25 protein-coding genes and 2 pseudogenes are annotated in these 25,975 nt (G+C 60.2%); 5 read left to right on the forward strand and 22 right to left on the reverse strand.

Features of this window, described 5'->3' with window-relative positions:
- Positions 1-5: 5 nt before the first annotated feature.
- Positions 6-2,414, reverse strand: a complete 2,409-nt coding sequence (locus LPA37_RS10940) for a DNA-binding protein (protein ID WP_229012554.1) — start codon at positions 2,412-2,414, stop codon at positions 6-8.
- 409 nt (positions 2,415-2,823) lie between these two features.
- Here LPA37_RS10940 and LPA37_RS10945 point away from each other — a divergent pair, with 409 nt between their 5' ends.
- Positions 2,824-3,045 carry a hypothetical protein gene (locus tag LPA37_RS10945; RefSeq protein WP_228974789.1) on the forward strand — a complete coding sequence of 74 codons (222 nt, stop codon included), beginning with the start codon at positions 2,824-2,826 and terminating at the stop codon, positions 3,043-3,045.
- A 24-nt stretch (positions 3,046-3,069) separates the two neighbouring features.
- Here the strand turns inward: LPA37_RS10945 and LPA37_RS10950 are convergent, their stop codons facing one another.
- The 6 genes from LPA37_RS10950 to LPA37_RS10975 form a co-directional block, all read right to left on the reverse strand.
- Entirely contained in the window at positions 3,070-3,942 is an 873-nt protein-coding gene (locus LPA37_RS10950) for a sugar phosphate isomerase/epimerase family protein (RefSeq protein ID WP_228974790.1), read from the reverse strand.
- On the reverse strand, positions 3,939-5,192 hold the full coding sequence (locus tag LPA37_RS10955; RefSeq protein WP_229012555.1) for an NAD(P)/FAD-dependent oxidoreductase: 1,254 nt from the start codon (positions 5,190-5,192) through the stop codon (positions 3,939-3,941). Before LPA37_RS10955 ends, LPA37_RS10950 begins: the two co-directional genes overlap by 4 nt.
- Positions 5,189-5,542 (reverse strand): non-heme iron oxygenase ferredoxin subunit, encoded by a 354-nt coding sequence (locus tag LPA37_RS10960; RefSeq protein WP_228974794.1) that lies wholly within the window; start codon positions 5,540-5,542, stop codon positions 5,189-5,191. Before LPA37_RS10960 ends, LPA37_RS10955 begins: the two co-directional genes overlap by 4 nt.
- Positions 5,543-5,606: 64 nt before the next feature.
- Complete coding sequence (locus tag LPA37_RS10965; protein WP_228974795.1) at positions 5,607-6,674, reverse strand: fatty acid desaturase; 1,068 nt, start codon at positions 6,672-6,674, stop codon at positions 5,607-5,609.
- Between the two features lie 426 nt (positions 6,675-7,100).
- Positions 7,101-7,490, reverse strand: a complete 390-nt coding sequence (locus tag LPA37_RS10970) for a SirB2 family protein (protein ID WP_228974798.1) — start codon at positions 7,488-7,490, stop codon at positions 7,101-7,103.
- Between the two features lie 141 nt (positions 7,491-7,631).
- Positions 7,632-8,141, reverse strand: a complete 510-nt coding sequence (locus LPA37_RS10975; protein WP_228974800.1) for an Rrf2 family transcriptional regulator — start codon at positions 8,139-8,141, stop codon at positions 7,632-7,634.
- 438 nt (positions 8,142-8,579) lie between these two features.
- Here LPA37_RS10975 and LPA37_RS27885 point away from each other — a divergent pair.
- A pseudogene (locus LPA37_RS27885) lies at positions 8,580-8,834 on the forward strand (glutathione transferase); the annotation flags it as partial.
- Between the two features lie 191 nt (positions 8,835-9,025).
- The gene (locus LPA37_RS10980; protein WP_228974802.1) at positions 9,026-9,364 is read left to right on the forward strand and encodes a hypothetical protein; all 339 of its coding nucleotides are present in this window, start codon (positions 9,026-9,028) and stop codon (positions 9,362-9,364) included.
- 108 nt (positions 9,365-9,472) lie between these two features.
- Here LPA37_RS10980 and LPA37_RS10985 read toward each other — a convergent pair whose 3' ends face one another.
- The 6 genes and pseudogenes from LPA37_RS10985 to LPA37_RS11005 all read right to left on the reverse strand — a co-directional run bounded on the left by LPA37_RS10985 (position 9,473) and on the right by LPA37_RS11005 (position 13,501).
- Positions 9,473-9,937, reverse strand: a complete 465-nt coding sequence (locus LPA37_RS10985) for a hypothetical protein (RefSeq protein WP_229012556.1) — start codon at positions 9,935-9,937, stop codon at positions 9,473-9,475.
- A 164-nt stretch (positions 9,938-10,101) separates the two neighbouring features.
- On the reverse strand, positions 10,102-10,830 hold the full coding sequence (locus LPA37_RS10990; protein WP_228974812.1) for a cytochrome c biogenesis CcdA family protein: 729 nt from the start codon (positions 10,828-10,830) through the stop codon (positions 10,102-10,104).
- The gene (locus LPA37_RS10995; RefSeq protein WP_229012557.1) at positions 10,830-11,216 is read right to left on the reverse strand and encodes a thioredoxin family protein; all 387 of its coding nucleotides are present in this window, start codon (positions 11,214-11,216) and stop codon (positions 10,830-10,832) included. Before LPA37_RS10995 ends, LPA37_RS10990 begins: the two co-directional genes overlap by 1 nt.
- A gap of 135 nt (positions 11,217-11,351) precedes the next feature.
- Positions 11,352-11,525: pseudogene (locus LPA37_RS27805) on the reverse strand (transcriptional regulator); the annotation flags it as partial.
- 118 nt (positions 11,526-11,643) lie between these two features.
- A complete protein-coding gene (locus LPA37_RS11000; RefSeq protein ID WP_228974817.1) occupies positions 11,644-12,117 on the reverse strand; it encodes a type II 3-dehydroquinate dehydratase in 474 nt (157 codons plus the stop codon).
- A gap of 16 nt (positions 12,118-12,133) precedes the next feature.
- The gene (locus LPA37_RS11005) at positions 12,134-13,501 is read right to left on the reverse strand and encodes an MFS transporter (protein ID WP_228974819.1); all 1,368 of its coding nucleotides are present in this window, start codon (positions 13,499-13,501) and stop codon (positions 12,134-12,136) included.
- Between the two features lie 240 nt (positions 13,502-13,741).
- Here LPA37_RS11005 and LPA37_RS11010 point away from each other — a divergent pair, with 240 nt between their 5' ends.
- Complete coding sequence (locus LPA37_RS11010) at positions 13,742-14,542, forward strand: IclR family transcriptional regulator (RefSeq protein ID WP_228974820.1); 801 nt, start codon at positions 13,742-13,744, stop codon at positions 14,540-14,542.
- A gap of 36 nt (positions 14,543-14,578) precedes the next feature.
- Here LPA37_RS11010 and LPA37_RS11015 read toward each other — a convergent pair whose 3' ends face one another.
- The 5 genes from LPA37_RS11015 to LPA37_RS11035 form a co-directional block, all read right to left on the reverse strand.
- Positions 14,579-15,004, reverse strand: coding sequence for a hypothetical protein (locus LPA37_RS11015; RefSeq protein ID WP_228974822.1), 426 nt, complete (start codon positions 15,002-15,004; stop codon positions 14,579-14,581).
- Positions 15,005-15,179: 175 nt separating this feature from the next.
- Positions 15,180-17,360 (reverse strand): TonB-dependent siderophore receptor, encoded by a 2,181-nt coding sequence (locus LPA37_RS11020; RefSeq protein WP_229012558.1) that lies wholly within the window; start codon positions 17,358-17,360, stop codon positions 15,180-15,182.
- A 162-nt stretch (positions 17,361-17,522) separates the two neighbouring features.
- Positions 17,523-17,801 carry a LuxR C-terminal-related transcriptional regulator gene (locus tag LPA37_RS27890; RefSeq protein ID WP_407672511.1) on the reverse strand — a complete coding sequence of 93 codons (279 nt, stop codon included), beginning with the start codon at positions 17,799-17,801 and terminating at the stop codon, positions 17,523-17,525.
- Positions 17,802-17,848: 47 nt separating this feature from the next.
- The gene (locus LPA37_RS11030; protein ID WP_228974824.1) at positions 17,849-18,703 is read right to left on the reverse strand and encodes a phytanoyl-CoA dioxygenase family protein; all 855 of its coding nucleotides are present in this window, start codon (positions 18,701-18,703) and stop codon (positions 17,849-17,851) included.
- A gap of 297 nt (positions 18,704-19,000) precedes the next feature.
- Positions 19,001-20,050: a LacI family DNA-binding transcriptional regulator gene (locus LPA37_RS11035; RefSeq protein WP_228974826.1), complete on the reverse strand. Its 1,050-nt coding sequence runs from the start codon at positions 20,048-20,050 to the stop codon at positions 19,001-19,003.
- Between the two features lie 161 nt (positions 20,051-20,211).
- Between LPA37_RS11035 and LPA37_RS11040 the strand changes: the two genes are divergently transcribed.
- Positions 20,212-21,021: an SDR family oxidoreductase gene (locus tag LPA37_RS11040; protein WP_228974828.1), complete on the forward strand. Its 810-nt coding sequence runs from the start codon at positions 20,212-20,214 to the stop codon at positions 21,019-21,021.
- 47 nt (positions 21,022-21,068) lie between these two features.
- Here LPA37_RS11040 and LPA37_RS11045 read toward each other — a convergent pair whose 3' ends face one another.
- From LPA37_RS11045 to LPA37_RS11060, 4 genes are read right to left on the reverse strand one after another with little or no spacing between them, the layout of a single operon-like run.
- Positions 21,069-22,172 (reverse strand): ABC transporter ATP-binding protein, encoded by a 1,104-nt coding sequence (locus LPA37_RS11045; protein WP_228974830.1) that lies wholly within the window; start codon positions 22,170-22,172, stop codon positions 21,069-21,071.
- Positions 22,169-23,200: a carbohydrate ABC transporter permease gene (locus LPA37_RS11050; RefSeq protein WP_228974832.1), complete on the reverse strand. Its 1,032-nt coding sequence runs from the start codon at positions 23,198-23,200 to the stop codon at positions 22,169-22,171. Before LPA37_RS11050 ends, LPA37_RS11045 begins: the two co-directional genes overlap by 4 nt.
- Positions 23,197-24,351, reverse strand: coding sequence for a carbohydrate ABC transporter permease (locus LPA37_RS11055; RefSeq protein ID WP_229012559.1), 1,155 nt, complete (start codon positions 24,349-24,351; stop codon positions 23,197-23,199). Before LPA37_RS11055 ends, LPA37_RS11050 begins: the two co-directional genes overlap by 4 nt.
- Positions 24,352-24,392: 41 nt before the next feature.
- The gene (locus LPA37_RS11060; RefSeq protein ID WP_228974836.1) at positions 24,393-25,874 is read right to left on the reverse strand and encodes an ABC transporter substrate-binding protein; all 1,482 of its coding nucleotides are present in this window, start codon (positions 25,872-25,874) and stop codon (positions 24,393-24,395) included.
- Between the last annotated feature and the right edge of the window lie 101 nt (positions 25,875-25,975).

Below are 25,975 nucleotides of genomic sequence, written 5' to 3' on the forward strand. Positions count from 1 at the left end.
GTTCCTCAACTATCCACCCTGGACATGACGGCCGTAGCCGGGTTATACCGGTAGCCCTTCTGGGCGAGTTGCTGAACCATCGTCGCGCCGATCAGTTTCTGCTGCATTTCCCGGGATACCAGTTCGTGATCCGGCTTGACCCGCTCCAGCTCGGATGAGAGTCGCCGCAACAGCGCGACTTCTCCCGTGCTGCGCGCGTCGATGAACAATATCTTCTCGCCTGCCTGGCCAAGTCTTTGTTTAAGCTCTTTGGCATGCGCCGCCCACTGTTCGGCATTGGCACGAAGCTCGTCGAAGGCCTTTTCGTGGGCTCTGGCCTGTGCCGCCAGCTGACGTTGCAAAGCATCGATGTCTTCCGCGCCCGCGGATTCACTGGCGTGCATGGCAACTTGCCGTGCGCGCTGGCTTTCCGTCGAGTCGGCTGCCTCGTGCGCGGCGAGACGCTGCTCCAGTTGCGCGACATGTTTTTCGGCGGCATCCGCGCGGTCCTCCGCGGCAGAGGCTTCCTGCGAAACGCGGGCGAGTTCGGCACTCGCGGCCATCTTCGCGGCAGTCAAGACGCTTTCGCGTTCGCGGGCCTCACCGAGTTCCCCGGTTATGCGCTGCAGTTCGGTGAGCTGGGCCAATGCCTCTTCCTTGCGCGCCGCGCCTGCCTTACGCTCCGTCACAAACGCTGTACGGGCCTGATCCCGTTGAGCCTCCATCGCGGCAAGCCGTGCAACGCACTCGTTCACCTCTGCTCTCGCCGCTTCAGCGCGCGATGAAGCTGTGCCCGCTTCCTGCGACCGGCGCGTCACTTCTTCCGACTTCGCCTGACAGGCGTCGCTCAGCGTTGCGATCTCCTGCCGTGCCGCGTCGAGCTGCTGATTAACCTGCGTGATTTCGTCACTCCTGCTTGAGACGACTGCGCTCAACTGTTCATGCGCATGATGCGCCTCTTCAAGCGACGCATTTGCAGCTTCCAGTTTCGCTGCTTCCCCTGACGCACGCTGTACGAGTTCCTCGATGCGTGTTTCAGCGGCTTCGGCGCGCAAGGAAGCCGCGCTTGCCTCTTGCGACCGGCGTGTCACTTCTTCCGACTTTACCTGGCACACGTCGTTCAGGGTCGCGATCTCATGCTGTGCCTCGTCAAGTCGCTGGTTCTTCTGAGCGATCTCGTCGCTCCTGCTAGCGACGATCGCAGTCAGCTCTTCACGCGCCTTCTGTGACTCTTCAAGCGATACATTTGCAGCTTCCAGTTTCGCTGCTTCCTCCGACGCACGTTGTACGAGTTCCTCAATGCGTGTTTCAGCAGCTTCAGCGCGCGATGAAGCCGCGCTTGCCTCTTGCGACCAGCGTGTCACTTCTTCCGACTTTGCGTGGCACGCGTCGCTCAACGTCGCGATCTCTTGCCTCGCTGCGTCAAGCTGCTGGTTCCTCTGAGCGATCTCGTCGCTCCTGCTAGCGACGATCGCAGTCAGTTCTTCACGCGCCTTGTGTGACTCTTCGAGCGACGTCTTCGTGGCTTCCAGCGCAACTGCTTCTTCAGATGCACGCTGTACAAGTTCCTCGATACGCGTTTCGGCAGCTTCCACGCGCGATGAAGCCGCGCTTGCCTCTTGCGACCAGTGCGTCACCTCTTCCGATTTCGTCTGACAGGCGTCGCTTAACGTTGCGATCTCTTGCCGCGCCGCGTCAAGCTGCTGGTTCGTTCGCGCAATCTCTTCGTTTTTGCCTGAAACGACCGCGGTTAATTCTTCACGCGCCTTGTGTGCTTCCTCAAGCGACGCCTTCGTCGCTTCCAGCGCAGCAGCTTCTTCGGATGCACGCAGTACGAGTTCCTCGATACGCGTTTCGGCAGCTTCCGCGCGCGATGAAGCCGTGCCCGCTTCCTGCGACCAGCGCGCCACCTCTTCCGACTTCGCCTGACAGGCGTCGCTCAACGTTGCGATCTCCTGCCGCGCTGCGTCAAGCTGCTGGTTTGTTCGCGCAATCTCTTCGCTTTTGCTTGAGACGACCGCGGTTAGTTCCTCACGCGCCTTACGCCCCGCGTCGACTTCTTCGAGTATCTTCTGAAACTCGGCAAGCGCCTCGTCCCGTTCTACATGAGCGGTGGCGACGTGCTCGTTCATCTCCACGAGACGCTGACTGAACGCCTTCTCCGCCTCCGCGTGCGACACCGTCCAGATGCGACCTGCGGCGCTCATCATCGTTTCGACAAGGCCCTCGGGCAATCCCGCCTGGACCAGCGATTCCTGTGTTGCGGGCTGCCGCGCTTCGCGCCAGCGCTGCAGGGCCGCCACGATCGCAACCAGCGAACCGCCGCGAACCTCTGACCAGATTGTGACTGGAGAAACCCTTCTGCCTTCTTCGACCATGCGATCTGCGATTGCAGCGACCAGCTCATCGGTGATCGTGTCTGCGTCCGTGGACATAAGCGCCTCAATAACCAGGGTGATCGTGCTAAAAATAGATTCTTCTATACGTTACTACGTTCAGCAAAATCCCATTGAAAGCAGAATGAAGGATTGTACCGCCTGGGTAAAGCCTGCTGGGCCTGTTCTTGCCGGCAGGTAACGCGCGCTCAAATGTCTGTTTGCGACTTCTGCGCTCCCTTGCGGAGAGTATCGCGCGAGGCGGTATCGGGCGAGACGCTTCGTTTAGCGCGGAGATGCCGGCAAACACGTCCGCGATGAAATCCATGAATACTGGAGCGCACCTTCGACGGTCCGCCAATCCCGCGTCTGACAATCAAAAGATCGTCGATTCCATTCTCGCGGAACGCTTCGGCAAACCTTGGGAGATCGCGAAAGCCATCGTGTATCTGGCTTCGGATAAGTCGGCATGGAGATCGCCGTGGATGATGGGCGGATGCTGAACGACCAAGGTGTGGTTGCCAGCACGTCTGAATCACAACGCGCTGGACCGGTTAATACCAATGCGTTCGATGACAGGAATCAGACCCACCTTGCGTTGCGGAGCGCGGCGGTCAAGGCAGATGGCATCTGCGACTTATCCGCCGGCGACGAAGGCATCCTGCGCGGGGACCTGTCGCGTGAAGATTGAGACAAGCCACGGCTGCGTCATGCGTTACTCAGGAAACACCGCTTGCACGGATGCGGCGTGGTGCTGCCGCACGTCGCGCCATACGTCACGAATCCAGTCGCGCAACAGCAATGATTCGGCCCAACGGTCCGTCGTATCGTTGCCGTCGCGGCCAATGATCGCGTAGGGCTTCGGACCAAGCTCACAGGTGAACGCGAGCGTGTCGTCCGCTCCCGCGCGTTTGCACCACGACGCGAAACCGTAGCGCCACCAGTCGAGGAACAGGTCCACCCACATCCTGTGCGGCTCGAATGACAGCTCGATCTGAACCTGCTCGCGGCTCGCAACGCGGCCATGAAACGCCCAGGAACTGTCGAGAATGCGATGCATCAGCGCATGGTTCTCGCCGGATACCGGCCATGCGAACTCCCGGCCTACGAGGTAATGTGAAATGTCGCCGAGCAGTTTTGTCCCGGGACGCGCATCGAGCAGGTCGAGTGTGAAATAGAGGTCGGTGGTCATGCGGTCGCGGTGCGTTTCGATGTACACCGGGAAATCCACCTGCTCCGCAAGACGCGACCACCCGTCGAGCAGCGTCACCGCTTCTGCAGTGCCGCGCGGCCGCACATCGGGCTGCAGGTCGATGTGATGCACGCCAGATTCGGTTGCGTTCTCGAGCACCGGTTGCAGATCGTCGACGGTACGCGGAAAGCATTGACCCTCCACGTCCAGCCCATACGTCTTGCGTAGCGCCGCTAGCCGCCGCACTTCTGCACGGTCCGCGTAGTGCGCGCTGATGCCGTCGAAACCGGCCCCGGCAATCATGCGCAGGTTCTCTTCGAGCGATCGCTCGAAGCCATCGCCGTGACGCCGTTCCATCGCCCACATCGACTGGAAGACCAGCAAGCGTTGGCTCATAGCGCCTCCGCCGCCAGCAGCGACTTCAGTTTCACCGAGCAATCCGCCAGCACCGCCGGATCGATGCGTGCGCGACGGCCGATCAGTTCCTGTGCGGCGCGCACTTCGCGTGCGACCTCGCTCAACTGGCCAACACCGCTTGTGCCGACCAGCACACCTTCGCGGTCGAGCGCGAAGAACACGCGCGAAGCCGATCCGGTGTCACGTACCACACTCGTCGTGCCGAACGCAGGCATGCCGGCGATCTGAATCGTCATGTCGTACTGATTCGACCAGAACCATGGGACCGCCGAATAGGTTTCGCCGTAATCGAGCATGTTGCGCGCCACGATCCGCGCATGATCTTCCGCATTCTTCCAGCACTCGAGCCGGATACGGCGGCGGAACAGCCGGTGCGGGAATGAGCACACATCGCCGGCGGCAAAAATCCAGGGATCGTTGGTACGCAGCGTATCGTCGACCGCAATGCCGTCCGCGACATCGATACCGGCTGCTTCCGCGAGCACGGTGCGCGGCGTCACACCGACACCCACGACAACCGCATCGCATTCCAGCGTGGTGCCGTCGGACAGCTTGAGACCCGTTGCCCGTGTATCGCCAAGAATACGTTCGACCTGTGTGGCGAAGCGAACATCGACCCCCATCTGGCGATGCCGCTCGACCAGATAACCCGCGACGATTTCCGGCACGGCGCGCATCAACGCACGCGCGGCCGCTTCGATGACGACCACTTTACAGCCGCGCGCGATCGCGGTCGCCGCGATTTCGAGTCCGATAAAACCCGCACCGACCACCGCGATGCGCCGCCCTGGCGACAGTTCGTCGACAATCGACAACGCATCGGGCACGGTGCGCAGCAGATGCACTCCGGCAAGCGCGGCGCCTGGCACGGCGAGCCGGCGCGGCTCGGCACCCGTCGCGATCAGCAGCCGGCGGTACGACACCGTGCGGCCATCGCCGAGCACCACCCTGCGCTCCGCGCGATCGATCCCGCTGACCGGTGCATCGACGCGTAGATCGATGCGGTTGTCGCGATAGAACGCCTCATCGAAAAGCGTGCACTGTCCGGTGGTCTTTTGCCCGAGCAGCACGGCCTTGGAGAGCGGCGGCCTGTCATACGGTGCGAGTCCCTCGTTGCCAAGGAGGGTGATCTCGCCGTCCCAGCCGTTGTCGCGCAATGCATGTGCGGTACGCGCCCCGCACTGTCCCGCGCCCACGATCACCATCGCGGCATGTTCGGCGGTTTTCATACGGCATCCTTTGCGGCTGTAGAAAGTACGCCGATCAGCACGTTGTGGCCTTCGACGCGCACCGGCCAGGTTTTCAGTTTCACGCAGACGGGCGGACTCATCGGCTTGCCGCTGACGATGTCGAAACGGCCTTGATGGAGCGGACATTCGATCTCGCCGTTCACGACGAAGCCTTCCGCGAGATGCGCCTGTTCGTGCGTGCACCAGCCGTCCGATGCGTGAAAGCCATCCGCCAGCCGGTACACCGCGTAGCTCGTGCCTTCATGATCGAAACGCAGTACATCTTCTTCGTCGATGTCGTGGGTGGTACATGCGACGACCCACTTCGTGTTGTCGGTATCGACTGCCACGATGCCTCCCATGGATGCAAGAAGTAATGGATTTACAGCGATGCAGAAGCCGAAGCAGTCTCTTTCAGGTACCCGGCTGTGCAGTGAAATTCGCCTGGCCGCCCGCTGATGGTTCGGGTAGCGTGCGTTCGATCACATGAGCCGGATCGCGCCGTTGCTTCCACAATGCCGGCACCATCTCGCGCCAGGTTGCGTAAAGATTCGGATATGCGGGCGGCAACTGGTCCTTGATGGCATCGTGCAGACGCGGCAGCGCATGAAACGGCACCATCGGCAGCAGGTGATGCTCGAGGTGATAGTTCATGTTCAGGTACAGGAAACGAAATACCGGATTGATGTAGACGGTGCGTGTATTGAGCCGGTGATCCTTCACGTTGACCCCGAGTCCGGCGTGCTGCGTGAGGCCCAGCAACTGGTGCAGCCAGCCGCCGTAGAAACGCGGCGTCCAGACGAACATCAGCGGCAGGAAGCTACGGAACACGATTGCGAGCACGATTGTCGCGACGATCACCGCGAGATAGATCCGCGACGACCAGATCATCTTCGGTTTCTCGCTGGCGGGCAGGAACGCTTCGGTCGCGGCGTCGATGCGGCCGAACGCGTGGCGAATGGTCTTGCGAATCTCGGCGGTGCCGCCGATGAGCGCAAGGAAATCGAGGAGAATCGGCAGCACCTTCGTCGGGCGTGCCACCTGGATCTCCGGATCGCGCCCGGTGAAGTAGGTATGCGTATGATGCCGCGCGTGGCTCCAGCGCCACCAGTACGCCTCGCGGATCGTCATGAACGACGACAGATGGTAGAACGCGTCGTTGAGCCAGCGCGTCCTGAACGGCGTGCCGTGCGCGAGTTCGTGCCAGCGCGCGTCGCTCGACGAGTAGATCGTGCCGTACACGAAGAACGCCGGCACGGCCCACCAGCTACCCCAGCTGAACCCCGCGACAACACCCGATGCGATCAGCAGCACAAGCCACAGTCCGAAATTGCGCAAACCCGGCGCGTCGCTGCGCTTCATCAGTTCCTTGAGGACAGCGCGCGGAATGCGCGGCTGATACCACTGCTCGCTGATGCGATCGTCGAACGTCTCGTCTGTCAGGCCGGGTTTCGTGATTCCGGGCGGGGGCGTCGATGACATGCCTGTCTCCTGTCGACCAGAGTTAGCGCTTTAGCGCGCTACTCTGGTCCCATGCAACTTGTTGCGGTCGACCAGAGTTAGCGCTTTAGCGCGCTACTCTGGTCCCATGCAACTTGTTGCGGTTGCGGTCTGTTCGCTGGCTGCGTGAGGCTGCCGCGCTTATAAACCGGCGGTAAACGCCGCCCGGCTGGAACAAACACTACTTGATCGACAACCAGCGATCACGACGGAATTTGATGGCTTTCCATCAAAGTCCTGCCCGCGGATTACTGGCAAGGCGCGTCGGCTTTAGCGAGGGCCAGTTGCCTGGACTGCTCACCCTGCTTCGCCATGAAAAATCTATGCCCCCCGTTTTTGCATCCCGTTTTTTAACGTCATGGTTGGCTTGCCTGGTTCTAGCCACGCTAACGCTGCGGATGCACCGATTCAGTTCCTGGCGAAGAATCCGAGCGGAAGATGGGTGCGGGCCACGGAAACAATGAATGCGAAAATAACAATCGCGCCCAGCCAGCTTGCGACGCAGATCAGCCGACTGCTGCCGTGCTTTAGCGCGACACTGCCGAGTACCACGTAGACAAGCAGCGCGCCGAGTTTCGTGAGCAGCCAGTTCGCATTTGCCGCGAAGCCAATCAGCATCGCAAGCCGCACTCCACTCACGAGCAGTAATGTATCGATGACGTGCGGAATCACTCGCACAAAGCGCGTTTGCAGCAGGCGTGAGTTGAAGGCCCGCAGTATGCCTCGTGTGACGAAGCCACCCAGGCTGAGTGCCACGCAGGTAATATGAATCGAGCGGATAACAAGGAATGAATTCATGATTCAGAACCTGGGAAAACGGGCGACTCGCGACGGGCCCGCGTCTGGCTGTTGCCGTTCTTCCTTGCGTCTTGCCGTACTTCACAAGATGTCGGTGCGTCCGGCCCTTTAGCGATGCGCAACAGTGCAAAAAGGCAATGCTTACCGTTCCCGTCTATTCTGCGCCGCTGTCTTGCGCGGCGCGTCGTTCGCGGGCATTGGCATGAACTGCACGGGCACCGACGTCTCCAGCAAACGCGAAAGCGTCTGCCGTTTTTCGATCAGGTCTGCGAGCGTCCTGTGATCGAGTACATCAAGGTATGCCTTGAGTGCCGTACTCAGCGCACCGCGCAAGCCACATGCGGCCGTGATGACACATTGATTGTGTTCGGTATCGAAGCACTCGACCATGTGAAAGTCCGGCTCCATGCTTCTAACCACATCGCCAACAACAATTTTCGACGCAGCGCGGCCGAGGCGGATGCCGCCTCGCCGTCCACGGACGGTAGTCAGATAACCGGCTTTGCCGAGTGCATGAACGATTTTCACAAGGTGATTGCGCGGTATGCTGAACGCGTCTGAAATCTCCTGGATCGTCACCAGTTGATCGTCCCGCAGCGCTGCATACATTAATGTGCGAAGACTATAGTCCGTGTAATCCGTCAGCTTCATCGAAGTTCCTCGCATCAACCCGAAAGACCGCCCTGCCTGGGGCCGTGCAATCATTCGTTATGACATCCGCCCGGGATGAAAATTGCACGAATATCTGATATTTTTTATGTCACAAAAACGTCCAGACAGTGCTTATTTGATAGAAATCATCGTCATAACATATACTGTAACTGTATTTTATATTGCGTGATCACCTTATTCTGACGGTGTCGTAAGTCAGGCTATGACGAAGTGTGGTCAGGTCACACCTGCCCTGTGTCACCCATTCCCGGAACAGACGTTCCATGCGGAACCGAAATACAACCTTTGACAGGAAAGGGATGCGGTGAACCTCAGGTGCCCGATATGTCCGAACGGCGCCAACCGGTAAATGGCTCAAGATTCGTCAAGTACCGTCATCAATTCTCTCCCTTAAGCAGTTGATGCCGCGCGGAACAAGCCACTGACGTCGTGTTCCACGGCGTCAAGGCGACACCGCTTTTAGCCACGGCAACCGCCGCTGAAGAGAAACTCTTTGCAGCCTCCGGGGTGTTGCTCGCAGCGGAATCCGAAAATCTCTTTGGCGAATGGTGTATCGCAGATATAGGCCTCACGATGAGGCTCAATTGCCTTGTCACGCACGGCGACCTCGCACCGGAAAAACTCATCGACTATGCTTACTGTCAGTGGCAAAGACCGTCGGTTCGGCACTGAATGAGCCGTGATCACCCTTGAGGGAGAACTGCGGCCGGTGCGTTCGGATTGATATCCCCTCTGCGCTGGAAATTGGGCAAATACTCTTCCTGATCTGCTCCGGATTCACGCGCCAGCGCTTATAGTGGAACCGTGGTCGACCGTGGGTGATCTTCCACTTCAGGGCACATGTCTTTGACGGGGGCGACCGTATGACTACTTCTTCTGATTTTGTAAGCGGCTCGCAGGACAACACGCCGGAATCGTTGCTGACGCTCGCCGAATTTCTCGAACTCTCGCTCGACAAGGGGGCGCGCGTCGTGATGATGCGCCACGGTACGGACGTCTGTTCAGTTTATGTCGGTGACCCAGCAGGCGAAGATGTCAACCTGACTGATCACGGAACCATTGCAGCGGCAATGGCTGACGAAATACTTGAGCGTACCCAGGCAGGCGTAAACCGGATAGCAATAGGTGACCGGACGTACCGGTTTATTCGAAGCTTCACACACATCGACAATGTCGGTGCAGTGGTATTTGCCCCGGCCTAAATCCCGGATCGGGTCCTCGCCGGCCGTTCAGACGTCCCATCGAAGCATACGCCGCAGCACAAGCAGCGCGCGACATGCCCGCTCCTTGTGCTGCCGTGCATCGGCCGGTCAGGATTTCGCCGGACGTCCCGTCTTGACCGTTTCGACGGCTGAAACCGCTGCCAGCAAGCGCTTTTCCGGAACGGACGCCAGCAGAAGCAATCCGGCCCGCAGCAACTCGCTCTTTTTCACGGAAACGCCCGCGTCCACGCACTTCTGCTTCAGGATCGCGATCTTCGCATAGTCCGATTTGGGCATGGTGAAGCTGTCGCGCACAACCTTTTCCTTCCTTGCGCGTTTTGGCTTCTCTTCTACAGCAGCTGCGACTGGCTTTGCTTCAACAGTCGCCGTGCGTTTCTGGCGCGTTGCTTTGGGCGGTGCTTTTGGCGCTGCCTTAGCCCTGGCTTCAACGACGGTCTTAACAACTGTGCCGGCGTTGTCGGCCTGTTTGTCTGCTTGCGCGACGGTGCCGTTCGTCGCCCTGGGAAAATGGAAAGATTTTTTCGTCGGCTTCCTGATCGTGGGTTCGCTCATGCGACCTCCTCTTTATAATCGATGAAAACAGTATATACCGTTTTCTCGTCTTTATTGACGTAACGATTTTGCGGGGCACCCGTAAAGTTCGGATCGGTGAGACGCCGCCTGCGTTTGTCGACAACGCTCAACCGTCTTGAGAAACGAGGATGCGAGGGGGCATTTCAGAACGCCGTCGTAAACACGGTCAACCACATCGGGCTTGCCGCGAGCGCCGCCGCTTCGATGCTCCGGTCCAGCCCGGTCAACATCAGCACGCCAAGCACGACGAAAACTGTCCCGAGCCCCACCTTCGCAAATTTCGCTGACAACGACAACGCGCCACGGACACGCGCGAACGATGCCCTTGATACACCGCCGAGTATCATCAGCGGCAATCCCGCACCGAGTCCGAACAGTGCCATCAGCAAAGCAATATGACCCAGGTCGGTCCCCTGCGAAGCAAGCGTGGTTGCCGCGCCCAGGGTTGGGCCCACGCAAGGACTCCACACGAGGCCAAGCAGCAGGCCAATACAGAACTGCCCGATCAATCCGTCGCCACGCACACCACCTAAAGCGCTCTGCCCGGCTCCGCTCAGGCGCGATGTCGCGCGCGCGAACATGTCCTGCAAGCGCGCCGACAACATCACCAGTCCAAAGACGATCATGAGAATCGCCGCTACGCGCCGGAACGTCTCCGGGTCGAGTCCAATCGATGCGCCGAGCGTCGCGACGAAAATGCCGACCGCCGCGAACGAAAGGCTCAAACCCGTTGCGAGCGCCACGGCGCCAAAGCGATGCGTTGAAAGCGCGGATGCAACCAGGATCGGCAGAAGCGGCAGAACGCACGGCGAGAGACTCGATGCAGCGCCCGCAACAAAACCGGTCGCATAGGTGCCGACCCCGAAGTCCATCAAAGCGCCTTGTCGAACGTCTCGCGAATCGCCGGTTCCTGGGTCTGACCGGTCGAGCGCGCTACCTCATGGCCCTGTTTGAAAACCACGAACGTCGACTGCTCGCTGATCCTGAGCGACTTCCTGAGTGCCGTTTCCTTGTCGAAATCCGCGACGAAAATGGTCACCTGCTTTAACTGCGGATCCTTCGAAAGGCGGTCGACGATTGGCTGCTGTACGCGACAGGTCGGGCACCAGGTGGCGTGCAGATAAACAATCGTGGGTTTGCCCTCCGCGACGTTCTGCTCGAACTGTGTCTTGTCGTAAGGTTTCTGGTCCGCCCATGCGCTCGACGCGAACGCCAGAAAAAGCGCCGCCATGCCATATACGAAGCGTCGTGCTTTCATCGCAGTGTCCTCACGAAAATGAAAGGCAAGACCGGATCGACCTCGCCATATCGTGATCTTATGCCTCGCTCGCAATTCGTGCGGACGACCGTCGCGTTACCTGATACCGAAGCTGTTACCGTCAGTCCGCCGCAATCAGACTGCCAGCGCGAGGAGTGCTTCGACGGCCTTTGCGTCGTCCAGCGAGACGGGCGCGAAGACGACCATGCTCAACCCGTCGTCACCATCCACGGCAAAGGCGGAATACGCGAGTGTGATCGGTCCAGCGAGGGAATACCGCAGGCATTTCGTTCCAACCCAATGGCTGCCTACCGCGTGGCTGAATGCCGGTCTGGACCGGCCGGGTTATTTCGAAAATTGAACAGTCACAACGGTGCGCTTCTGGCACGCGTCCATGCTCCCGCCTGAAGAACGCATTGTACGAACACTAACCACCGTGGCTCCCGCCTGCCTGCATCTCCTGACGCTCCAGCGCCGCCGCGACGGCGCGCACGGCAAGCAGATAGCCGTCCACGCCAAGACCGCAGATCACGCCGCGTGCAGCGAGTGAGATCAACGAATGCCGATATTGCTCGTCGCGCTGGTGAATGTTTGTGATGTGCACCTCGATCACCGGCTGGCGAATCAGCTTGACAGCATCGAGTACCGGTATCGATGCAAACGAGAAACCCGCCGGGTTGATGACGACGGCCGCGTCCTTTTCAAACGCTTCCTGCAGCCAGTCGACCATCACCCCTTCGTGATTGGTCTGGCGAAACTCGCATCCAAGCCCCAGTTCCAGCGCGAGTGCCTCCGTACGTTCCTTCACCTGGGCAAGCGTGGTCGAGCCGTACAGGTGAGGCTCACGCTTGCCGAGCATGTTCAGGTTCGAACCGTTCAGCACATAAACAAGTGGTTTCATCTGTGTTGCCTGAATTTCAGTGTGAATGAGATTGCATGGACGCCTGCCCTGATGCGCCGATCACTTCTTCGGCGGAGTCGACACGGTTCATGTCTATACCAAGCGTTTCAGGCGCGGTGAGAATGGCGATCAGCGAAATCACATTGAAGGTTGCGCACACCGCGACGACGCCCCATGGCGAACCATTGCATAGCGCGAACAGCCAGACCGCAAGTACAGGCATCGGCCCGCCCGCCACCAGATTGGCGCCGGTATAGGCAAGCGCGGAGCCGGAATAGCGCACGTTCGTCGGGAATGCTTCGGCGAAGGCCACTGGCTGGATGCCGCTCTGGAACTGCGTGAAACCGAGAAAGAAACCCATGGCCGCCAGCATCGGTACGAAGCTCTTCGTATCGAGAATCTGGAAGTACACGAACAGCATCAGCAACGTCGCCGTCGAGCCGATCGCAAGCGCCTTCCTCCGGCCGATACGGTCGCTCAGCATGCCGCCAGCCAGCGCGCCGACGATCGCGCACACGTTCGCTCCCATCAGCAAAAGGAAGCCCGTCTGCTTCGGCACGCCAAGCGTCTTGGTGACGTAGCTCAACGAGAAGACGACGATCAGATAAAAGATCGCAGCAGGGCCGCAGAAGAACAGCATCCAGCGCAACACGGTTCGCCAGTGAAGATGCAATACATCGCGCAGCGGGCTCCCCACGTGGACCACTTCCGTTTTGCGCAACGCGACGAACGCGGGCGTCTCGCTGACGCGCAGCCGGATGTAAAGACCGACGATCACCAGAATAAAGCTCAGGATGAACGGAATGCGCCACCCGTACGTGTCAAACGCCTGTGCGGGCATGGTCGATGAAAGCAGCAGCAATACCCCGTTAGCCATGATCTGGCTAAGCGGCGAACACAGTCCGAGCAGGCCCGAATATTTGCCGCGACGATCCGGGCTCGCATGCTCGATTGCCATCAACTGCGCGCCCGTCGATTCGCCGCCCAGTGCGAAACCCTGCAGGATACGCAGGAGCACCAGCAGCATCGGAGCCCATACGCCAATGCTCGCGTAGGTCGGCAAAAAGCCTATTAGCATCGAGGAAACACCCATCACGGTGACCGTGCCGAGCATCAGGTTGCGCCGCCCGAGTTTGTCCCCCAGATGACCGCAGATGATCGCGCCAAGCGGCCGCGCGGCGAGTCCAACACCAAACGTGGCGAGCGATGCCAGCAACGCGGAAGTCGGATTCATCGACGGAAAAAAGAGCCTGGGCAACACGGTGGCGGCCAGCGCGCCATACAACGTGAAGTCAAACCATTCGAGTGCGGTTCCGATGGCTGCCGCGGTCACGGCGCGCGTACGCATCGCCTGATGCGCGGAAAGTTGAGATTGCTGATCCATGTTGTGGTTGTCTCCTGTTTCTGTTCCAGACCTCTGTCGGCGTCACATCCAGGTGAACCGTTTAATGCCGACGGCGCGGGGCCTGTCTTTTGGTATGCATCCCATCGCGCCAGGGCGGTGAACCGTCGGGCGAGACTGCATGCTGCGCAGATTAACAGCGCCAGTGGGACGTCATTCCAGGGTGGAATCCCATCTCGCATTGTGCAATCATGCCGCTTTGAGAAATCCGCGGGAGGTGTCATGCCGGGCGTGACTGAAAGGACATTGGCCGTACTTGAATTTCTTGCGACGCAAATGGAAGGCACGCCGCTCGCGATGATTTCAGATCAACTCGAGATTCCGCGTAGCGCCTGTCACCGGTTGCTTGCCGATCTCAAGCAATGCGGCTACGTACGTCAATTGCGCGAGCAGGGCGACTATGTACTCACGACGAAACTTGTCGGACTGGGCCTTGGCTATCTCGCGACGTCGGGCATCATCGACATCGCGCAAAGCATGCTCGACCGCCTTGCGGAAACATCGGGAGAGCTGGTGCGGCTGGCGATCGTCGACGGCGACAGGCTGACGTGGGTCGCCAAATCGCAGGGCGCGCTAAAGGGCCTGCGCTACGACCCGGACATGGGCATGGATACCGTGCTGTCATGCAGCGCGACCGGCCATGCATGGATGATGACCATGAGCGACGAGCGGGCGCTCGAACTGGTGACGCGTCAGGGTTTCGGGCAGCCGAAACAGTACGGGCCTAAAGCGCCGACCACGGTCAAGGCGTTGCTCGCCTTTGTCGATGCGGCCCGAACCCGTGGCTATGCAACGATCAATGAAGTGTTCGCTCCGGGAATGACGGCGATGGCCGCGCCCGTTCAACGCCGCGGTTACCCGGCAATCGGTGTGATCAGCATTGCGGGGCCGGCTGTGCGGCTGACGGAAAAGCGCATGGAGACACTGGGACCGACGCTCGTGTCCGCAGCAAACGAACTCGCGGCTGCGAGCCTCGCGTCGCCGCTTTTCGGCCGAACGCTTCAGGGCTTGTCACGCACCTGAAAAGCCCACGCTAAAGGCACATCAACGTGCCCGGCCTTAACGCTCACGCGCAGGCGGCTGCGGATTATTCGCCGGATTCGTGTCGAACTTCATCACGCTGACGATACCGTCCGCGCCCGCAAGCGCCGACAACGCCTCGTGCAGCGCGTCGGCGACATCCCCGTCGTATATCTCTTCGCCATCGACGTAGACCGTAAACGATTGCAGATAGCGGGGTTTTTTCGCGGGCGTTTTAATGGTCGCGCGGGTCCACTCGTAAAGAGGATATTTCTCCACGCCCATCTTTTCGGCTTCGCTGACGTAGTCAGCGAACGCGTCGTACTGGCACTTCAAGGTTGCGTCGTATCCACACAGCACATCATGCAGCGCAGCGTGCGCGTTAGCCGCTGGATCGCCTCGCAAGATCACCGCAAGTTCTGCCGAGACCTTCATTCTCAGCTGGTATTGCCTTGCTTGCGCCATGCGTGCCTCGCTTGTGAACGTATCTGAAGATAATCGTCATGCTATCCGATCCCGGATCTTGCGGTGCCGCGCACCACGAAGTACAGGCGGCATTGATAACCCGGCCCGCAAAAAAGCGGCCACAACAAAAACGTTGTGGCCGCTTTTCTCGCAGCGTATCGATCCTTGCAGACGCCTAGAACTGCAGCGTCGCGCTCGCCACTGCAGTACGCGTCGGCGACGGGGCCACGTAGTAGCCCCACGCCGTCGTCCAGTAACGACGGTTCAACAGGTTGTTGATCCCCGCGCGGAACGTCACGTCCTTGCCGGCGATCCGCGTTTCATACTTGCCACTCAGATCGTATGTGACGTACGCCGGCACGAACTGCGTATTCGCAGCGTCGACGGCCATATCGCTCACGTACTTCGCGCCGAACGCCAGCGTCAACGGGCGCATATATGACGGGTTGTATTCGATGCGGCCCGTCGCCGTGAAGCGCGGCGCGCCGTAGATGCGCTTGCCTTCGACAGTAGCGTCGTCGATATCGACTGCCTTCGTGTTCAGCCACATCACGCCGCCCAGCACGCGCCAGTCACTCGACAGTTGCAGCCAGCCGCTTGTGTCAAGACCCTCATAGCGCTTTGTGCCGTCCTGCACGAAAATGTTTTCCGGGTTCGTGTAGTTATAGCCCTGGTCGACGCGGAACAGCGCAAGACTGGCACCCCACTTCTGGCGATCCGTCTTGAAGCCGACTTCATACTGCTTGCTGCGAAGCGGGCCATACGTAGCCGGGAAATTGACGTTCGTGTTCGAAGCCGAACCACCCTGCTCAAGCGACTCGACATAGCTCGCATAAAGCGTCGAGTACGCGTCGGTCTTGAACATCAGCGCAACGGTCGGTGTGACCGGATTCGCGCTGTATTCGGCCAGCGCCGAGCCGTCCGTGTCGTACGTGTGCTGACGGTACTGCGTATAACGCACGCCGAGCAGCGCGGACAGACGCGACGTGAACGCCACCGTATCGCTCGCGTAGAGCGCGGTTTGCGTCGTACGCGACTGGCGGTACAGGTTTTCGCCAATGTTGACTTCGGCGTTCGTCAGCAACGTGCTGCCGTACAGACTGCCGGTGCCGAGCGGGTAGCCGTCATTCCAGCCTTCGCTGTTGTCGTACTCGGTCATCTGCGATTGATAGCCGGCGCCGAACACGATGTCGTGCTTCACGCTGCCGGTGTTGAATTTGCCCTGCACCATCGCGTCGACGTTCTGATAGAAGTAACGCGTCATCGCGGCATACAGCGTGTTCGAGTAATCACCGGCGTCGTTGAACACGTACAGCAGGCTGTCCGAGTTCGTGCGGTTTTCTTTCGCGAAGCGGTACTTCACGCTCGCGTGCCAGTTCTCCGACAGACGATAGTCGAGGCCCGTGCCAAACGATGCCATCTCGACCTGGTAGAAGTTCTGCGGCTGCGTCAGATCGTGCGTGATCGTGCTGGCGTCGGGAATGCCAAGGCCACTGCCGAACATGAGGCCGAACAGCGTGCCATTGGTTTTACGCTTCTGGTAGAACGCGTCGGCCGACCACGTCAGGTCCGGCGTAATGCGGAAGTCCATCGCGAGCGAAGCCATCTTGCGACGCAGATGACCGTTCGCTTCAGCGGTGTTGCCGTCTTCGTTCACGAGATTCAGGCGAAAACCGAAGCGGTCGTCGTTACCAAAGCGGCCGCCCAGATCGAGCTTCTCGCTGAACACACCGGCTGACTGATAGCCCACCGAAAAGCTGCGGTACGGATCGTCCGTCGGACGCTTGAGCACGTAGTTGACGATACCGCCCGGCGAGCCGAAGCCGTACATGAACCCGGAAAGACCCTTGAGCAGTTCCACGCGCTCGAACTGATCCAGTGCGAGATCGGTGTCCCACGAAGGGAAGCTCTGACCGTCGACCTTGATGCCGTTAAGCGTATCGATCGGCAGGCCGCGCACGGTGAGCATCGAGTTTTCGCTGATCGCGTTATCCGATATGGCCGACACGGCCGGATCGTATTTGAAGAGATCGTTAGCCGTGTTCGCCATCAGATCCTGCGCTTCCTCGCTCGTCACGACGTGCGTCGAAAACGGCGTATCGACCTGCTTGCGCGAACCCAGCGCGCCCGCGCTGACGGAGTCCGCAGCCGCGACCGTCGTGTCGCGCGATGCTGTCACGCTCACCGTCGGCAGCGCGGCGTCGCCGGTTGCGGCAGCCTGCGCCCACCCGGACGTCGACAGGGTGGAAAGCGTCAGGCCCACGCTGGCCAGCAGCGCGGCACTGAGAAGCGATGACGGATTGCGGCTGGAATTACGCCCCAACACAGGACGGCGAACGATGGTCTGGTTCTGCATATTGTTTTTGACCGGGCAGAGTGAAACGCCCGTGCGACGCGACTTTGCGCGGCAAGGCATCACTCGGGCACGGAGTAGTCAAGCGGAAGGTTAATCGACGAAAGCCGAATGTTAATGCAAATGATTCGCATTAACAACCTAAATATTCAGAGAAGGTTTCTGTCAGGTTCGGATGGGTTTTTGGGGTTTCGCGAGATCACCCTGACACCTGATTCCGGCTTGTGGGGAGATTTGTGCTGAAGGACTGGACGAATTCCAGCGGTGTATCGCGTGCGCGACGTGTCTTGACCGTTTTTCGACCGTGGCGGGTTCGCTTGCGACCTGCTTGTTGAGATACCCCGTTACGACCAGCGCCATTACTTCACGCTCACGCGGCGTAAGACGCTCAAGGCGCTGGCTCAGTGCGCAATTCACACCGCGCTGCGCGCATCTGCGCGGCATGCTCCAGCGCCTCGCCGATCGCGCAGCAGGTCGACGTCGCAATCCGTCTACCGCATCGCATTCCTGCGCCCTTCTGCATTGGTCGCGACGGCAATCTCTTCCAGATTCTGCGGATACGGATAGTGCATGCCAAGCAGCTGACGCATCGTCGGACTGGCATGCTTGACGAACGCTTCGCCTGCCATCGCCCTGAGATCTTCCATCGGCTTGACGAATTTCGGCAGGTATTGAATCAACACCGCGCTACGATCCTGCACGCTACGATTGGGCATCGCACAGTGCCACGTCGCGCCAAAGAACACGATGGCATCGCCCGGCTCCGCTTCCATGCGCTCACAGCGCTCGAAGAACCGGTCGGCTTCGGTCGGATAGCGCAGTTCGTGCTGCGTGTGCGGCACGAACGCGGTCGCGCCTGTTTGCGCCGTGAACGGATCGAGCGGAATCGTCACCTGCGCGTTAAGCGGAAACGATGTATTAATCGCGAGCGGAAACGATTCCGGCGCGTGGAAATCCCAGTACGGGTAGTCGATATGCGGTTCCTGGCCGGGGCCATCCGGCAGGATTCGATTCGCCGCTATCGAACCCATGATGAAATCCGAACCCAGAAAACGCCGCATCGCATCGACGATCAGCGGCTGCTCCGACATCTGCGAAAACACGTCGCCCTTGGCAAGCAGATTCCATACGCGTCGTTGCAGATGCAGGCGCTGCTCCTCTGCCGCCTGCCCCTGAAAGTGCGTGACGGTCTGCGCACGATCTTCTGAATGCGCCATCACCACACGCCGCGCCTCGGCAATCTGCGCCTCGCTAAAGAGCCCGCGAATGCGGATCGCGCCCGGGCCATGCATCAACGCTTCGACAATCCCATCCGCTGTGGCAACACCGCTATCGACACTGTTCACGACCGTCTCCTTCTCCATGCGCAGCGCTCGCGGCTGCGTCATGAACAAGCATAAGAGACGAGATGGTCAGATTGCAAGAATAATTGCACACGATATTTTCATGGAATTTATTTTCCATTTCGAAAGCCTTATCTGGCGCGGCAGGACTTTCATTTTGATGGCAAGCCATCATTTTTCGGAGTGAAGGTCTGGGAGGCTTCAACTATCGTTATCGTTATCGCGGCGAGCATCCTTGCCGCCCCGAGCCACCGCTGGCGACGTCAGGCTCAAGCAGAATGAAACTTCAACTTCCGGCCGTCAGTCGCCAGGCGGAAGATTTTCACGCAGCAGCACGGTCACGGGAATCTGTTGAGGAAACGCGACACCCGGATCACGGTGATAGTGCCGCAGGACGATTTCGATCGAGCGCATCGCTTCGCCTGCGGGATTCTGGTCGAGCACGGCGTCCAGCGTGCCTTCGATCAGCAGGCGCCGTGACGTTTCATTAAGCTCGTGGCCGATGAACATCGTCGAGCGGACACGATCCAGTGCGAGGAGCGCGGCGCCGACGCCCTCGTCGCCGACGGAAATGTTGTAGATCCCGCGCAGGTCGGGATAACGCCGGAAGGCGTCGCGCGTCAATCGTTCGGTCACGACCGATTGCTCGCGGCTCTCTACCGTTTCGACGATGTCGCAGTTCGGGAACCGGCGCCGCAGCACTGAACGAAAGCCGCTTTCACGTTCTTCATGGCCGAGGAAATCATGCATGCCCGTGAGTACGAGCACCTTGCCGCCCGCATCGCCAAGAAAGCGTCCCATGAGTTCGCCGGCCACGCGTCCCGCGCAACGATTGTCGATACCGACGTAAGCAAGCCGCCCGGTGCCAGGCAGATCGCTTGCAAGCGTGACGACCGGCATCGAGCGGCTCAGTTGCCGCAAGGCGGTCGTGATGTCGGGATGCTCGTAAGCCACGATCACGAGTGCATCGGCTTTTTGCGTCGCGCGCCGGATCGTCTCGACGACACATGCAGGCTCAAGACTCTCGAAGTACGTCACCGCGCAGATCACACGTTGCGCCTCGAACGTCTTTTGCGCCACCTCGAAACCCTGCTTGAGCGACACGTAGTACTGCGCGACCGGCTGCTGCAAAAGAATGGCGATGCGCAGCCAGCGTACCGAAACGGAATCGAGCGCGCGATCGATTCTGAGCTTGCGCGCCCATTCGAGCACCACCGCTTCTTTCTCACGCGATACGCCACCACGACCGTTCAGCACGCGATCGACGGTCGCCTCGCTAACGCCCGCGGCCTTCGCGATATCGGCCATGTTCGTTTTGCGGCGAGTAGTGCTGGACTTGCGGTTAGTCATGAATGGATCGTAAAGCCCGGCAGGATCAGTCGTCGACGATGACGCGATCATCGCATCACCACTGCGGCACATCAAGCCGCGCATAGCCATGACCCTCGAGCAGACACCGGTCCGGAAAGTGACGGTGCTGCATGGATCAAACCTTGATGGAGAGACACAGGATGGGACAGTTCGACTCGAAGGTGGTCGTCGTCACTGGCGGATCACAGGGACTCGGCGCGGCAATCGCGGCGTTGTTCGTGGAGCGTGGCGCGCGAGGCATCGTGATCTGCGGGCGCGCGAGGGAAAAGGGCGAGGCAAAGGCCGCCGAACTCAGCGAGGCGGGCAGCGCGGAAGTGCGCTTCGTGCAAGCCGACCTGTCACGCGTCGAGGACTGTCAGGCCGTGATCGCAAGCGCGGATCGACACTTCGGACGGGTCGACGTGCTCGTCAACGCCGCGGCGATGACCGATCGCGGCACGATACTCGACACAACGCCGGAACGCTTCGACAGCATCTTCGCGACCAACGTCCGCGCGCCGTTCTTTCTCATGCAGGAAGCCGTAAAAATCATGCGTCGCGAGAAGACGGAAGGCACGATCGTGAATATCTGCTCGATGTCCGCCCTGGCGGGGCAACCGTTCATCGCGGCTTACTGCGCTTCGAAAGGCGCACTTGCCACGCTCACGCGGAACACGGCGTATGCGCTGCTGCGCAACCATATCCGCGTGAACGGCCTGAATCTCGGCTGGATGGCGACTGACGGCGAAGACCAGATCCAGCGCACGTATCACGGCGCATCGGATGACTGGCTCGCCGAAGCCAATGCCGCGCAACCCTTCGGCCGCCTCATCGATCCTGCCGAAGCCGCGCGCGCAGTGGCATTCCTCGCAAGTGCGGAGTCGGGTTTGATGACGGGTTCGATGGTGAACTACGACCAGTCGGTGTGGGGCGGCTTTGACGACACGCCCCATCCGGTCAAGGCGCTCTAGCAGGTCACGTTATCAGGTGATCCGATGGGGTAGTTCGACCACGCGAACTACCCCGACCGTATCCGCTGCCCCAGTTGCTGGTCAAAGAAATGCACTCTCTCGCGATTAAGCTTAAGGCCCACCTCAGTGCCGATTTCACCGGCAAACATGTTCGACACCTTGACGACCACCTGTTGCTCGCCGACGTTCAGCGTCACCAGCGAATGATCGCCAATGAGTTCGACCAGATAGATGCGCCCACGGCCCTCGCCTTCTCCGGGGCCAACCAGTGCGCATTCTTCGGGCCTCACGCCTAACGTCGCGGCGCCCTGATGATTCACGTTCGCGGGCACGGCAAGTCCGTCGGTTTCGAAGCGCTGGTTCGCCAGCGTGCCGCGCAAAAAGTTCATTGGCGGTGAACCGATGAACCCCGCCACGAACAGATTGGCGGGATCCGAATAAATACGCGCGGGCGTGTCGAGTTGCTGCAATACGCCCTTGTCGATCAGCGCGACGCGATGCGCCAGCGTCATCGCTTCGATCTGGTCGTGCGTGACGTATAGCGTCGTGATATCGAGTTCGTGCTGCATATGCTTGAGTTCCGCGCGCATATGTCCGCGCAGCTTGGCGTCGAGATTCGACAACGGCTCGTCCATCAGAAACGCCGCCGGGCGTCGCACGATGGCCCGCGCCAGCGCCACCCGCTGACGCTGTCCACCCGAAAGCTGGCGGGGATAGCGCTGAAGGAATTCCTCGAGATGAACGCTTGCCGCGACCTCGCGCACCGCCGCATCGACTTCCGCTTTCGCGCGCTTGCGAACGATCAGCGGGTAAGCGATGTTCTCGAACACCGTCTTGTGCGGATACAGTGCATATGACTGAAACACCATCGCCAGGTCGCGGTCGCGCGGCAACTGCTGGGTCACGTCTTTTTCGCCGACGTGCACCGTGCCTTCGGTGGCCGATTCCAGTCCGGCGATGATGCGCAGCGCCGTCGTCTTGCCGCAGCCGGATTCACCGAGCAGCACGAGAAATTCGCCGGCACGCACGTCCAGCGAAAGATCATGGAGCACCCGCGTACCGCCAAAGTCCTTGCTGACGTTACGCAGCGAGACGCTCTTCGATTGTGGGGCGAGCGCCGCGAGGTCCGTAGCCGTGTGTGCGTCGTTCATCCTTTAACCGCTCCCACGAGAATACCTTTGACGATAAAGCGCTGTAACGTGAGCGTGAGCACCATCACCGGGAAGATCATGATCAGGATCAGCACGGACATGTTCCACCACTGCGGCCCGCGCGTCGCATTCTGTGCCGCGACCAGAAGCGGCAAGGTCTGCGCATTCGCCGTGCTGAGAAAAAGTGCAAAGAGATACTCGTTCCACGACAGGATCAGGACGAGCAGCGCGGTCGCGACGATACCCGGCGCGACCAGCGGCATCACGATGCCAAACAGGATCGCAAAGCGCGTCGCGCCGTCGATCTGCGCGCTCTCCTCGACTTCCTTCGGCACCGCGGCGAAGAAATCGAACATGAGCCACACCACGATCGGCACGTTCGCCGTCGCATAGGTGATGATCAGCGCGAGCCGTGTGTCGAGCAGACCGACGCTCTTGAACATCAGGTAGATCGGGATCACGGTGACGACAGGCGGCAGGATACGTTGCGAGATGATCCAGAACAGGATGTCGTCATTGCCGAACCGGCGCCGCGCACGACGGATAATCGGGCGCAACAGCAGGAAGAAAAGCGCGAGGCCCGCTGTCACGGCAACGCTCAGATCCACTCCGGCCCAGCCGGTGACGCCCACGATCACCGCCAGTATGAGCACGCCAACGCCGACCGCCGCGACAGGCGGCCGGTATTCGATACGGGCCAGTGCGTACGCGGCCATCGAGCCCAGGAACACCGAAGCCGCCGTTGAACACGTCGCGATCACGAGCGAATTCACGTACGGACGATACGTGTCCGGCCCCAGGTCGACAAAGATGTAATGCCACGCATCGAGACTCGGCTTGAAATCGACAAAAGGCAGGTACGCGGGGCCGTTGGATACGTCGATCGGTAACTTGAACGACGTGATCGCCATCCAGTAAAGCGGGAACAGCACGACAACAGTCCACGCGCCAAGCAGCAGATACGCAATGAAGCGCACACCGGCGGGAAGCTCGCCAAGCCGCGAATGAACGAAGAGACGCCGGATCATGTCTGCGCTCCTCTTGCCCGTCGCACGACGAGCTGAAAGAACGACACGCATGCAATCGTCGATACGAAGAACAGCATGTAGGCTACCGCGGAAGCACCGCCGAGATTTAACGTGCGCCATTCGATGAACGCGTGCAGGGTCATCGATTCGGTTGCGATACCCGGGCCGCCGTTCGTCAGCACGTTAGGCAGATCGACGATCTTGAACGCTTCGATCAGCCGGATCAGCACGGCGCTCGCCGCGACCGGCGCGATCGACGGCCACGTCACGTCGCGAAAGATCCGCCATCCGGATGCGCCGTCGAGTTGCGCCGCTTCGATCTGGTCGCGCGACGTGCCTTCGAGTGCGGCGAGCATCACGAGAAACATGAACGGCACCCACTGCCAGGTGTCGCCGATAATCACGACACAGCGGGCGAGCCACGAACTGGCTGCCCACGCGATCTGGCCAAGACCGAGCCACGCCCATAGGGGCGCAAGCGGGCCCACTGCGGTGTCGGCCATCATGCGGAACATGTAGGCGATGCCAACGGGCGTCACCATCAGTGGAATAAAGAACAGAATGCGAAAGAAGCGGCCGCCCCTTAGCGGCAATGTGCAAAGAAAGGCTAACCCCAGGCCCAGCAGGAACTGCAGCGCGACGCCCACCACGACGTAAAAGAGCGTCACCATCAGGCTGCCGAGCTCGCCGCCGTTACCGACAGTATTCGCCGCGAGCCAGACGACGGCGAGTAGCGCCGCTGCCGCGATCAGCCGGCCAATGCCGCCGATCACGGAGCGACGCGTGCTCATGACGTATCGCACGAGCCACCACGCGATCGCCACGGCGGTGACCGCCATCACCGCGATGCTGATCATTCCCGCAGGTCGAAACACGCCGACGAAATGAAACTGCTGGCTGCCGCTAAAGAGCCGCACGTAGTTGCGCATCCCGACGAACTGCAGTTCGTATCCGCCTTCGCCAAGCGAAAACCGCAGTAACGACAGATACGCCGACGTCACGAGCGGAAAAATCGAGAACGCGAGAATCAGCAGCACGGTCGGCAGGACAAACACGTACGGCGCCTGCCGGTCGAGCCAGCTGGTGAAGGACGATCTCCGCGTCGCGTGATGCGACGACGCGGATGACGAAACGTGCGACGAAGATTGCATAAACCCTTTTCGTGTCACGCCGGCTCGAGCGAAGGTCCGCGCTACTTCGCGCCGATCGACGCCCGATACGCAGCCAGTTGCTTGTCCTTGCCGAGATCGTCGGTGATTTCATCCCAGCCGGTTTCGATGGCTTTCATCGTGGCATCCGCATCGAGTTCGCCGGCAAGAAAACGCGCGATGGCGGTATCGAGCACCACCTGCTCATAGCGCTGGTTTTGCGGAATGCGCAGGTCGATGATCATGTTCGGGCTTTGCAGGCTCGCCTTGATCGCACCGAGATACGACGCGGCCGCTGTGTCGCTCATCCCGCTCTTCTTCCAGATCGACATATCCGTGAATTGCGAACGCCGGTACGGATTGAAGCCGGTCGCACCAATGGTCACGTCGACGTTCGATTGCGCGGGCTCGCTCATGAACGACAGGAACGCGTAAGCCGCATCCTTCACCTTCGGATTAGCCTTGGCGTTGATCCCGCCCGACCAGCCGCCGAACGCCGCGAACGGAGCGTGATTCACGCCATCCACCGCATACGGGCAACGGCTCTTGTCGCATGCAACCAGCTTTCCCGTTGCGCGATCCAGCACTTTCGTCGAACCCGGCAGAATGACCGCGCCGACCTTGTCGATGACCTTCGACTGCTTCGGATCGATCGCCAGCACGCCGACATCGCCCCAGTCGAGCGTCAGCGCGCAGTGCCCGGAAATGAACGCGCTGCGAGTATCGCCGACGTCGAGGTTGATTTCGTTAGGCGGACCGTACTGCGTCGATGCCTTGAGCACGTTGAGCGCGGCCTTGAACGCGTCGTTGTTGATCAACGGCTTGAAGTTCGTCGGATCGAAGAATGCGCCTTGTGCCGTGCCCTTCGATTGCAGATAGCCGCCGGCGATCGAGATGATCGCCCAGTACGCCTGCGCGTTGCGCTTCTTGGAAATGCACGAACCCGCTACCGGCTTGCCGTCGCCGCCAAACGTCTTGCCGTTTGCGGCTTTGGCGATGTCGAGATAGTCGTCCCACGTTTTTGGCGGCTGCTTGCCAAGCGCCTTCAGGATATCGGTACGGTAGTAGACCATCTGGAAGTCGCCGTCGAGCGCGACCAGATAGGTCTTGCCGTTATAGCGCTGCGAGAAATCGCGGAAGAACGGCATGACGTCGTCTTCTTTTAGCGCCGGATCGTGCGCGACACGTGACGACAGATCCTCAAGAAAGCCGCCCTTCGTGTAATCGACCATCCATTGCGGTGCGAAGACAGCTGCGTCGACGGAGTTCGTGCCCGACGCCCAGTCGGTGAGCAGCTTCTGGTACAGATCGGAGAACGGCACCGTCAGAATGTTGATCTTCGCACCGGTCAGCTTTTCGAACTCAGGCGCACGACGCTGCAACGGCTCGGCGATCTGGGGACCGACGAACGTCATGACGTTGACCGTTACGCCATGAAAATCTTCAGCGGCAGTGGCCTGTGCGCCCGTAAAGAACCACGCGGCGGCGAAAGCGACGGCCACGCTTGAGGCTTTTATGAATTTCATTTCCTGTCTCCTCCATACTGAGTTGACTACGCGCCCTGACTACATTGGGTCATGCTCCGTCGAACTGCAGATGCGGAACGCCGCGCTGATGGCGGCTCGAA

The organism is Paraburkholderia gardini (assembly GCF_907164545.1).
In the GTDB taxonomy this organism is placed as follows: Bacteria; Pseudomonadota; Gammaproteobacteria; order Burkholderiales; family Burkholderiaceae; genus Paraburkholderia; species Paraburkholderia gardini.

Excerpts from the sequence above, each read along its gene's own strand:
- LPA37_RS10940 (WP_229012554.1), bottom strand. The coding sequence starts at position 2,414 with ATGTCCACGGACGCAGACACGATCACCGATGAGCTGGTCGCTGCAATC.
- LPA37_RS10945 (WP_228974789.1), top strand. The coding sequence starts at position 2,824 with ATGGAGATCGCCGTGGATGATGGGCGGATGCTGAACGACCAAGGTGTG.
- LPA37_RS10950 (WP_228974790.1), bottom strand. The coding sequence starts at position 3,942 with ATGAGCCAACGCTTGCTGGTCTTCCAGTCGATGTGGGCGATGGAACGG.
- LPA37_RS10955 (WP_229012555.1), bottom strand. The coding sequence starts at position 5,192 with ATGAAAACCGCCGAACATGCCGCGATGGTGATCGTGGGCGCGGGACAG.
- LPA37_RS10965 (WP_228974795.1), bottom strand. The coding sequence starts at position 6,674 with ATGTCATCGACGCCCCCGCCCGGAATCACGAAACCCGGCCTGACAGAC.
- LPA37_RS10970 (WP_228974798.1), bottom strand. The coding sequence starts at position 7,490 with ATGAATTCATTCCTTGTTATCCGCTCGATTCATATTACCTGCGTGGCA.
- LPA37_RS10975 (WP_228974800.1), bottom strand. The coding sequence starts at position 8,141 with ATGAAGCTGACGGATTACACGGACTATAGTCTTCGCACATTAATGTAT.
- LPA37_RS10980 (WP_228974802.1), top strand. The coding sequence starts at position 9,026 with ATGACTACTTCTTCTGATTTTGTAAGCGGCTCGCAGGACAACACGCCG.
- LPA37_RS10985 (WP_229012556.1), bottom strand. The coding sequence starts at position 9,937 with ATGAGCGAACCCACGATCAGGAAGCCGACGAAAAAATCTTTCCATTTT.
- LPA37_RS10990 (WP_228974812.1), bottom strand. The coding sequence starts at position 10,830 with ATGGACTTCGGGGTCGGCACCTATGCGACCGGTTTTGTTGCGGGCGCT.
- LPA37_RS10995 (WP_229012557.1), bottom strand. The coding sequence starts at position 11,216 with ATGAAAGCACGACGCTTCGTATATGGCATGGCGGCGCTTTTTCTGGCG.
- LPA37_RS11000 (WP_228974817.1), bottom strand. The coding sequence starts at position 12,117 with ATGAAACCACTTGTTTATGTGCTGAACGGTTCGAACCTGAACATGCTC.
- LPA37_RS11005 (WP_228974819.1), bottom strand. The coding sequence starts at position 13,501 with ATGGATCAGCAATCTCAACTTTCCGCGCATCAGGCGATGCGTACGCGC.
- LPA37_RS11010 (WP_228974820.1), top strand. The coding sequence starts at position 13,742 with ATGCCGGGCGTGACTGAAAGGACATTGGCCGTACTTGAATTTCTTGCG.
- LPA37_RS11015 (WP_228974822.1), bottom strand. The coding sequence starts at position 15,004 with ATGGCGCAAGCAAGGCAATACCAGCTGAGAATGAAGGTCTCGGCAGAA.
- LPA37_RS11020 (WP_229012558.1), bottom strand. The coding sequence starts at position 17,360 with ATGCAGAACCAGACCATCGTTCGCCGTCCTGTGTTGGGGCGTAATTCC.
- LPA37_RS27890 (WP_407672511.1), bottom strand. The coding sequence starts at position 17,801 with ATGCCGCGCAGATGCGCGCAGCGCGGTGTGAATTGCGCACTGAGCCAG.
- LPA37_RS11035 (WP_228974826.1), bottom strand. The coding sequence starts at position 20,050 with ATGACTAACCGCAAGTCCAGCACTACTCGCCGCAAAACGAACATGGCC.
- LPA37_RS11040 (WP_228974828.1), top strand. The coding sequence starts at position 20,212 with ATGGGACAGTTCGACTCGAAGGTGGTCGTCGTCACTGGCGGATCACAG.
- LPA37_RS11045 (WP_228974830.1), bottom strand. The coding sequence starts at position 22,172 with ATGAACGACGCACACACGGCTACGGACCTCGCGGCGCTCGCCCCACAA.
- LPA37_RS11050 (WP_228974832.1), bottom strand. The coding sequence starts at position 23,200 with ATGATCCGGCGTCTCTTCGTTCATTCGCGGCTTGGCGAGCTTCCCGCC.
- LPA37_RS11055 (WP_229012559.1), bottom strand. The coding sequence starts at position 24,351 with ATGCAATCTTCGTCGCACGTTTCGTCATCCGCGTCGTCGCATCACGCG.
- LPA37_RS11060 (WP_228974836.1), bottom strand. The coding sequence starts at position 25,874 with ATGAAATTCATAAAAGCCTCAAGCGTGGCCGTCGCTTTCGCCGCCGCG.